Source organism: bacterium (genome assembly GCA_030019025.1).
Lineage (GTDB): Bacteria > Hydrothermota > Hydrothermia > UBA1063 > UBA1063 > UBA1063.
Map to the genome: position 1 here is coordinate 17,714 of JASEFR010000026.1, position 9,499 is coordinate 27,212.

Here is a 9,499-nt window from a genome sequence, read left to right on the forward strand (position 1 = left end):
ATTCTATGCGAGATTATAGAGATACTGTTAATTTGCCTAAAACCGACTTTTCAATGAAGGCAGAGCTGACTAAAAAAGAGCCACTCCGATTGAATTGGTGGGGGGAGAGAAAAATTTACCAGAAAAATATAGAAAAGAGAAAAAATTCAGGTAAGGTTTTTATTTTGCACGATGGTCCTCCTTATTCAAATGGTCACATCCATCTTGGCACTGCGCTAAATAAAATTCTTAAGGATTTTCTCGTTAAGTATAAGTCTTTAAAAGGTTTTTATGCTCCTTATGTGCCGGGTTGGGACAATCATGGTATGCCCATTGAACTGGAGGTCATAAAGACACATCCAGAGTACAAAAGGCTTTTGTCCGACGCCTCTGAGATGGGGGAACCTCTCCTAAAGCAAAATTTAAGGAGGGATTGCAGGAATTTTGCCAAGAGGTGGGTTGAGATTCAGCGTGAAGAGTTCAAAAGGCTGGGAGTTTTTGGAGACTGGGAAAATCCTTACCTAACAATGGATCCCTACTATGAGGCAAAGGAGCTGCGGATTCTCGCTGAACTTGTGGAGAAAGGATATATCTACAGAAGTTATCTTCCTGTTCACTGGTGTCCACGGTGTAAAACAACTCTCGCAATGGCTGAAATTGAATATAAAGATAAAGAATCACCTTCTCTCTGGTTTACCTTTGAACCTTTAGAGACTGATTTCTATCCACTGGTGTGGACAACCACACCCTGGACCATAATTTCCAACACTGCCCTGGCCGTCCATCCCGATCTTGTATATGTGGTTGTAAAAACCGAAGAGAGAACATACTTGCTGGCGGAAGAGCTAATAGAAAGCAACAGGGACATCCTTGGTGAGAATTTTGAGATCGTGAAAAAGTTTAGAGGAAAAGAGCTTGAAGGCCTTAAATTCAAACATCCCTTCATCGATAGAGTTTCACCGATGATTCTCGGAACTTTTGTGACAACGGAGGATGGAACGGGTATTGTCCATATTGCCCCCGGTCACGGCAAAGAAGACTTTGAAGTGGGAAGAGAATATAAACTTCCTATAATCTCACCGGTGGACGAAAGCGGAAAATTTACAGCAGAAGCACCTGAGTTTGAAGGGCTTGACACTGATGAAGCGTCCAAGAAGGTCATAGAAGTTTTGAAAGAGAAAGGGAAATTTGTAAAGCTTTCCAAAATAACTCACAGTTACCCGCACTGCTGGCGCTGTAAAGGCCCCTTGATTTTCAGGGCAACTCACCAATGGTTTTTGAGTGTAGATCATGCTGGACTAAGGGATAAAGCACTGGGTGAAATTTTGAAAGTAAAATGGCACCCCGAGGAGGGGCAGGTAAGAATACATACATCGGTAAAGGAAAGACCCGATTGGGTTATTTCAAGGCAGAGAAGCTGGGGTGTATTTATTCCTGCTTTAAAATGTAAAAGTTGTGGTGAAACTTTCCTGAACCGAAAGGTTGTTGATAATCTGGCAGAATATGTTGAGCAAGGTGAGGTTGATGCTTGGCTTGTCAGGGATGTAAGCGTATTTACGGAAGGAAAGGTACACTGTCCAAGGTGCGGCGGAAATCAATTTGATAAAGAGCAGGATATTTTAGATGTTTGGTTTGATTCTGGGATCTCTTATATTGTGGTTTCGGAAAAGTACGGTTTGCCATGGCCATCGGATGTGTATCTTGAAGGTTCAGATCAACACCGTGGTTGGTTTAATGCGTCCCTTATGCTTGGTACCGCCTATTGTGGAAGTGCTCCCTATAAAAATGTCATAACCCACGGATGGGTAGTTGATGAAGAAGGTAAAGCGATGCATAAGAGCCTTGGTAATGTGATTCTACCTGAAGAGGTTATAAGTAAATACGGAGCGGACATTCTGAGACTCTGGGTGGCTTCCAGTGATTATACTGAGGATGTGAGACTTGGAGAGGAAATCTTGACAAGACTGGTGGATTCTTATAGAAAGATCCGGAACACTTTCCGGTTTATGCTTGGTAACCTTTACGACTGGGATGAAAGTAAAAGGGTTAAATACGAGGATTTGATACCCCTCGAGAAATATATGCTTGCCAAGTGGAATCAAGTTAAAAGGACTATAGAGGATGCTTATGATAATTTCTACTTCTACAAGGTGTATCATACCCTTTACAACTTCATTGTTGTGGATCTATCAGCCTTTTACCTTGACGTTCTTAAGGATCGGCTTTACACGTGGGGTGCGGATACCCCTGGAAGGCGTTCTGCCCAGATCGTTATTTATGAAATCTTGAAAGAGCTTCTTATTGTGATCTCACCGATACTATCTTTCACTGCGGAGGAGGCATGGGGATATCTTCCGGGGAATAAAGAAGAGAGTGTATTTTTGGCAGACTGGCCCTCAATTAACCCTATATATGATAATGAAGAAATATTGAGAGATTTTGAAGTACTTCTTGATGTAAGGGATAAGGTCCTGCTCCTGATAGAGAGAGCAAGAAAGGATGAAAAGATTTTGAGTGACCGCTTGGAGGCTAAGGTGTTAATTAACGCCGATAACCGTGAGGTGTTTAATGTCCTCAGAAAGTATGAATCGTATCTTGGGGAACTTTTCATAGTCTCGCAAGTTTCTTTGAACGGAAAAGCACAGGGTGATTTTGTTTTTCAGGATTTTGAGGGAATTAAGATCTCCGTTGAGCATGCATCAGGGAAGAAATGTGAAAGGTGCTGGATTTGGCACCAAAAGGTAGGGGAAGACCCTGAGCATCCGGGGTTGTGTCCTAAATGTCTTGAAGTGGTGAGGGGAATTAAGAGTGAAAATTGATATTCTCAATTTAAAGGATGGAATCACGGAGTATTTTGAGTCCTTAGGCCCATCGGAGCTTGATCTCTTAGGCTTGGATTTCCGCTTAAAGGATAAGGCTTTTGTCCATACCACTGTTGAAAAGAGAGGAAGCAGAGTTAAGATTAGAATTGATTCTAAGTTTATTCTTGTTTTGACCTGTTCAAGGTGTCTCGAGGAGTTTGAGCAATCTTTTAATACGGTGGATGAATACTACGTGAAACCAGGGCAGGAGGAAGTAGAACCTGAAAAATACTTGAGTGACGAAGACATTTATTCAATATTTGCACCTACCCAGGAAGTGGATACAACTCCCTTAGTAAGGGATAGCATTATCCTTTCTGTACCCATGAAACCATTGTGTAGTGAGGACTGCAAGGGACTTTGTCCCGTATGTGGAGTTAATCTCAACATGACAACCTGTGAGCATGTAGGAACTTTAAAAGAGGAAAATGAGTGGCAAAAGAAACTTAAAGAATTACGGAAAAAGCTGGAAAAGAAATGAATCTCCTTTTAGCAATTCTTCTAAGTCTTTATACTTCAAAGAAAAGCGAGGTACTGGTCTATCTTTTACCTGAGGATAACGGGGACTCAATACAGTTTGTAACCTTTGTTAGTTTTAATAGGCAGAATCTAATATTTTACAGGGAGGGTGATTCCTACAAGAGTTACGCCGAATTGGAAGCCGAAGTATTTGATAATAGAAAGAATCTCCTTTTTGGAAACAGCTGGACGATGGAAGTTCTGGCCTCTACCTTCAAAGAGACCAAACAATCCAAATGGTATCAGAGGATGTTCGCGTTTAAAATTAAGAGATTTCCAGAATACAGATTACGGTTTAGATTAAAGGACTCAGAGGGAAATGTAATAGCGGAGTTTGTGCAGGCTGTGAAAGCACCGGGTTTAATTTCTGATCCGGTACTTCTTGATTCAACGGCTTTATTAGAGGGTTCAAAAAGGCCGTCACCATCTTATGTAAGAGGAAAAAAGGGGATTTATTATGTGAGGTCCTTGAAAGATTCTATTCCTTTTAGATTACAGATTATATCGGTGAGACCCGTTTTAGAACTGAATGGGATCTTGAACAGAGGTGATAACTTCATTGAGGTGAATTTCGCAGAGCTCAAATCAGGAAGTTATAAGGTCGTCTTATCAGCCGGGCAGGAAAAGAGAGAAGCCCGTTTGACTCTTTTCACCCTTCCCATTGATTTTACACCTTCAGAGTTAAATCAAATAATCACAATCCTTTCTTTTATGGTGCCTCAAACGGAATTGGATTCTTTTAATTATTACAAAAAGAATTCTGACTCCCTTAAAAGTTATTGGGAAAGATTCTGGAAGAGGCGGGATCCCACACCCGAAACAGAGCTCAATGAATTTGAAGAGGAGTTCTGGAACAGAGTTGAATATGCTGACGAAAACTTTTCATCCCATTTAAAAAGGGGTGCAATCTCTGATAGGGGTATCTGCTATATTGTTCTCGGTCCACCTGATGAGATTGAGAGACATCCCTTTGACCTTGAGGCGCCTTCTTACGAGGTGTGGTACTATTATTACAAAAATTACCGTTTTGTATTTATGGATTTAAAGGGGGTTGGAGATTATGAAATTGTTGATCCTCCTCGCTATATTTTTTACGAGATCCTCAGAAAATAGAGGAGTTTTTCCCCAGGTTCCCTCGCAGGTGTACAAAAGCGAGGGAAAGGTGGATTTTTTACTTGAATATTCAAGGTTTTTGAGATCAGATTCTATCACCGTTTGTGAATTCAGTTATATGATTAATTTAAATTCCCTCAAAAGGAAAAAAGATGTTGAGGGGTTTAAAGCAAGGGTTGAAATTCAGGGCAAGAACCTTGAGAAGCCAATAGTTTCAGAGTGGACACAAAGAACGTCGAAGCCTTTGAATTTCTCAGTGGATAAGTTTTGGGCTTCTCTCATACCGGGGATTTACGAAGTGACGTTTACCATTTCGGATTTAAATTCAAGAAACAGGGGATTTGTTAAGTTTAGTTTAAGTGCGCTTGACCCGGATACTTCACTAAGTGCCTCCGATCTTCAGCTCCTTTTTACAACCTATCCTGGTGAGGATTCTATTTTTGGAAGGTTTGGTTATGTTCAGATTCCAAACCCTTCGGGCATATACTTCGAGGGAAAGGATACTTTGTTTTTCTACATGGAACTTTACCATCTATCGAAAGACACACTCCCTTATTTTGTTAGGTATTTTATTCTTGATGAAAAAGGCAACCCTGTCAGAGCCTCAACGCCGATCAAAAGATACAAGGATGAACTTCCTGTTGTCAGGGACGGTATTTTGCTGGAGGGGTTGAAGTCTGGCAGATATACTCTGAAGGTTCAAGCGGTTGATCCGTCCACTGGGAGTTCAGTAATAAGGGATAGAGAGTTTATCTACTATTCTTCGGTTTTGCCCGAGCAACAAATGGAAAATTTAACCTATTTCTATTTCATTGACTACTTCGCTACTCCTGAGGAACTCAGGGAACTCAAGGAGCTCCCCGAGGAAGGGAAAATACTGTATCTTAAAAAGTTCTGGAAAAAGCTTGACCCCACGCCAGAAACTGAGTACAATGAGTTTTTTGTGGAGTTTATGAAAAGGTGCAAATACGCTGATGAAAACTTTTCCCTTCCTGAAAAGCCTGGAAGGCTTTCAGATAGGGGTCGAATCTACATAAAATTTGGTCCGCCTGATGAAATAAACAGAGTAACCTTCGGTTTGACATCCAGGAATCGCGAGCACTGGATTTACTATTCTGGAGGATTTAAGGAATTTGTGTTTGTGGATATAAAAAATACCGGTGATTTCGAACTTGTTTATTCTTCAGATCCCTCTGAGCCTTCTAAACCAGACTGGATGAAATATGTTTCTCCATCGGATCTTCAAAGGCAGAGTTTCTAAGCAAAAAGGTAAAGAATTTGAAGAATTAGCTGCCAAGTATCTTCGCGGAAAAGGCTATAAAATCCTTGAGAGGAATTACAGAAAAAGATTTGGGGAAATTGATATAATTGCCCTCAAGGATAATGTGTTAGTTTTCGTGGAGGTACGAAGCCTTACGGGAAATTTCATGGAACCATCAGAAACAATTACCTACAGGAAGCGTACCAACCTGTTAAAGGTTGCCTCGGTGTATTTAATGGAGCGGGGATGGCAGGGACCGGTTCGATTTGATTTTATTGGAATAAAGGGTCAAGATAAGGAAGTTGAGCACATTGAAAATTTTTTTGAAGTTTAGAGACGGGCTCGCCCAGGCAGGGGCAGATATTGCTTTTGTTATTAATACTATTTATTACATTCTTGTTGACAAACGGACACCTTGGTATGTAAAGGTCTTGTGCTTCTTTTCTCTGAGTTATGCCTTCTCCCCGTTGGATATAATACCCGATTTCATACCTGTTTTGGGTTATCTGGACGATCTTTTTATTATTCCTGCGATGTTTTATCTCGCAAGGAAACTCACACCCGCGGAAGTTTACGTTGAAGCTGTTTCAAAAGCGAGTAATTCTAAGATAAGAAATAAAAAGCTTTTTGAGCTTGTTGGAACATTACTAACATTGATCTTCTGGGTAGGATTTGCCGGCTTGCTATTCTTTGTTTTTTTGAGGCTGCTGAAGGGCCACAGAAAATTGTAAATTTTCCTGTAAAAGTTCTCTGTCTGGTATAATATTTTTGCCTTTGTAAGAAGCGAGTCGACTGTTAGTTCAACATCTCCAATTACTTCCAGAACATCAGTAATTGCTCTGGTGTTTCTCAGATTGGGAACAAATTCCCATGCGTAATTTACTATTTCAAAGAATAGAGTAGACTTTTTGTTCATATAGTAGAGGGCGAGCTCGTAGTTGTTTTCTTCAACTAAACTGTTAAATGGATCGGTTGATGATAGGAAAAGGTGCGCGCGGGCCTTAAGAATAATTTCCACTGTATCCTTTTGGGGTAGTGCCAAAATTTGATAAATTGAAGAACTCATCAGATCTGTGAGTTTGTTATAGCTATTCTTGATGGCGCTTTTTATTTCACCGATTTCTTGCTGCGTTTTTTCAATCTTCAACTTTGTAATATAAATCGTCCCGACGTAAAGAATTAGCAGTGACGTTAAATAGAGTGCAAGCCGATGTTTTATATTCATAAAAAGATGATAAAACTTCTCTTTACAAAATTCAAGTTGAACTTATCTATATCGGCTTGGGAAAGTAAAGGGAGCGTAATTGAGCAGAATACTTTATAATAAAAACAATATGGCAATTGTTATGTTCTTTTTTGTAATTTCGCTAATCAACCCTTCTGAGTTCGGTGGCCTTCCTGCTGATGCTTCCGTTCCTGGACTTGCCTACTCCGTTGTAGCGAGATATGGCTTTCCAAATATTGACAATGTTTCTGCCTTCTCACTGTTAGTGCGAGGCGGTCTCTCTTTCACTTTTGGTTATGTTCCTGAAAGTATCAGCGATATTCTGAATTATGGGACGCACATGAAGTTTAGAAATTTAACAGCGGTAGGTTTTTTTTCCAAGAACGCGGCATTCTATTACAGGTTGGTAAACCGTAGAGAAGTGAAGACTCCGGATAGGGAAGTGGAGTATTCCATAGACGAATTTAGTCTGGCTATTTCCGATATGCTCTATTATAATCTTTACGGTGGCCTGCGTTTAGGCTATTATTTCGTAAGATTTGGCGAGGCGTTGGTAAAAGATGGAGCTCCGGAGGTTAATTTAGACACAGGGAATGGTTTTTCCATTGACCTTGGCATGATTTACAAAAGAAGGGGAATTAGTGTCGGGATTTCTTTAAAGAATGTGATTTCAGGTATTTACTATAGTAAATACAGCAAAGATGTCTTGAATCTTTCTGGGGGTGTGGGCATAAACCTTGAGCCTTTAGAGTTTTTTTCCTTTTCTGTGGACGGATTTATTGAAAAGGATGGAAGACCTAATTATTCTTCGTCCCTCAGAGTTACCCCTTTAAAGTGGATTGGAATTTTTACAGGATACACCTTAAAGGATAAATCTTACGGAATTGGTATGGAATTGCACTACAAAAGTAGTGATTTTATAATTTCTTACCGTAAAAAGGCGGTTTTTATAACCTGGAGGTATATTTTACAATGAAAAAAGTTGCTCTTCTGCTAGGTGGTGGTGCTGCAAAGGGGTACGCTCATATAGGCGTTATAAAGGCCTTGGAAGAGTGGGGGATTTCCCCTGACCTTGTGGTGGGAACCAGCATGGGTGCGCTCGTGGGCGGATTTTACTGTTCTGGCTTTACTCCCCAGGAGATGGAGAGAATCGCCACGGAAATGGATTTTAAAAAGATGGCGAAAATATTTAACATTTCACTATCTACTCAAGGATTTATAGGGCTTTCCGGCGTTGAAGAGTTCTTAAGGAGTTATCTCGGCTACATTAAAATCCAGGCACTAAGAAAAAAGTTTATTGCGACAGCAGTGGATGTTACCAACAATGAAGCCCTTTATTTTGACCGCGGAGACCTGGTAAAGGCAATATTGATGAGCACCAGTATACCTTTTGTCTTTGTTCCAGTAACCTCTGACAGAATAGTGGTGGACGGTGGAGTGCTCGATAATGTTCCCGTGAGGGCTCTTAGCCTCCTCGACGAGAACTATTTTTCTATAGCGGTAAATGTCATCCCCGCGATAAGGCATACGGTGAGGTTTGCCGATTCTGATGAGATAAACTTAAAAGAAAAAACGGGTTTGATTGATCGGATAACCAAGAAGAGGGAAGTTAACAAGTTTCGGGAAGAAGCAATGGGATTTATTTCCTACATAATCAAAGTTTCTCACTTGATGATAAGCGAAATTAATCTCAATAGACTGGAAGACTATCCCTGTGACGTGTATATTGAAGTAGACTCTGGCATAGATTCTCACGAATTTAATAAGGCGGAAGTTGCTATTAGCGCAGGTTATAACAAAGCCCAGGAGCTTAAAGACTCAATTCTGAAAAAATTAGCCCAGTAGATTAGAGTACCCGGTTCCCTTTTCAAAGTTTTATCTTTTCTTTGACTGTACGCATTGGAAAATTTATAATTACAAACGCAATGAGAAAGGGAATTATTGCAGGAAATTGGAAGATGTATATGACTCACACTGAGGCAGAGGCTTTTGTGAAGGAGCTTCAAAATAGACTTATGGAAATAAAGACTCCGTATGAAGTTGCAGTAATACCGCCCTTTACCGCTCTATATAATGTTTCAACAATAATTGACAAGAGGTTGCTTAAACTCGGGGCACAGAATGTCTTTTACGAAAAAGAAGGCGCCTACACAGGGGAAATCTCGCCCAAAATGTTAAAGGCACTTAACTGTGATTACGTGGTTATTGGACATTCAGAGAGGAGGAGATATTTTTCTGAGAGTGATGAAATGATAGCGAGAAAGCTAAAAGCGGTTTTAGGTGAAGGCATGACCCCCATTCTTTGTATTGGTGAAACCCTTGAGCAAAGGGAAAAAGGTGTACACAAACAAGTTGTAGAAAGTCAATTGATTTCCGATCTTGCCTATTTGAGTGGGGATGAGGTAAAAAGCGTAGTAATTGCCTATGAACCGGTTTGGGCAATCGGGACGGGTAAGCCCTGCAGTCCTAAAGATGCAGCGGATGTTGCTTTGTTTATTCGAAACGTTGTGGCTCAATTGTATAACCGGAAGTTGGCTAAGG

General features: G+C 40.5%; 9 protein-coding genes and 1 pseudogene. 9 read left to right on the plus strand and 1 reads right to left on the minus strand.

Annotation, left to right across the window (positions count from 1 at the left end):
- Positions 1-5 precede the first annotated feature (5 nt).
- From ileS to QMD82_07110, 6 genes and pseudogenes are all read left to right on the plus strand, one after another.
- The gene (ileS, locus tag QMD82_07085; protein ID MDI6851679.1) at positions 6-2,798 is read left to right on the plus strand and encodes an isoleucine--tRNA ligase; all 2,793 of its coding nucleotides are present in this window, start codon (positions 6-8) and stop codon (positions 2,796-2,798) included.
- Positions 2,788-3,321, plus strand: a complete 534-nt coding sequence (locus QMD82_07090; GenBank protein ID MDI6851680.1) for a DUF177 domain-containing protein — start codon at positions 2,788-2,790, stop codon at positions 3,319-3,321. The genes ileS and QMD82_07090 overlap by 11 nt, the downstream gene beginning before the upstream one ends.
- Positions 3,318-4,472: a GWxTD domain-containing protein gene (locus QMD82_07095; protein ID MDI6851681.1), complete on the plus strand. Its 1,155-nt coding sequence runs from the start codon at positions 3,318-3,320 to the stop codon at positions 4,470-4,472. Before QMD82_07090 ends, QMD82_07095 begins: the two co-directional genes overlap by 4 nt.
- Positions 4,420-5,733, plus strand: a complete 1,314-nt coding sequence (locus QMD82_07100; protein ID MDI6851682.1) for a GWxTD domain-containing protein — start codon at positions 4,420-4,422, stop codon at positions 5,731-5,733. The genes QMD82_07095 and QMD82_07100 overlap by 53 nt, the downstream gene beginning before the upstream one ends.
- On the plus strand, positions 5,696-6,067 hold the full coding sequence (locus QMD82_07105) for a YraN family protein (protein MDI6851683.1): 372 nt from the start codon (positions 5,696-5,698) through the stop codon (positions 6,065-6,067). The genes QMD82_07100 and QMD82_07105 overlap by 38 nt, the downstream gene beginning before the upstream one ends.
- A 97-nt stretch (positions 6,068-6,164) precedes the next feature.
- Positions 6,165-6,251, plus strand: a pseudogene (locus QMD82_07110) (DUF1232 domain-containing protein).
- 53 nt (positions 6,252-6,304) lie between these two features.
- Here QMD82_07110 and QMD82_07115 read toward each other — a convergent pair.
- Positions 6,305-6,958, minus strand: coding sequence for a hypothetical protein (locus tag QMD82_07115; protein ID MDI6851684.1), 654 nt, complete (start codon positions 6,956-6,958; stop codon positions 6,305-6,307).
- A gap of 109 nt (positions 6,959-7,067) precedes the next feature.
- Between QMD82_07115 and QMD82_07120 the strand changes: the two genes are divergently transcribed.
- From QMD82_07120 to tpiA, 3 genes are all read left to right on the plus strand, one after another.
- Positions 7,068-7,934, plus strand: a complete 867-nt coding sequence (locus tag QMD82_07120; protein MDI6851685.1) for a hypothetical protein — start codon at positions 7,068-7,070, stop codon at positions 7,932-7,934.
- The gene (locus QMD82_07125; protein ID MDI6851686.1) at positions 7,931-8,803 is read left to right on the plus strand and encodes a patatin-like phospholipase family protein; all 873 of its coding nucleotides are present in this window, start codon (positions 7,931-7,933) and stop codon (positions 8,801-8,803) included. Before QMD82_07120 ends, QMD82_07125 begins: the two co-directional genes overlap by 4 nt.
- A gap of 80 nt (positions 8,804-8,883) precedes the next feature.
- Positions 8,884-9,499: triose-phosphate isomerase (gene tpiA / locus QMD82_07130; GenBank protein MDI6851687.1), on the plus strand; the 616-nt coding region annotated here is incomplete at its 3' end.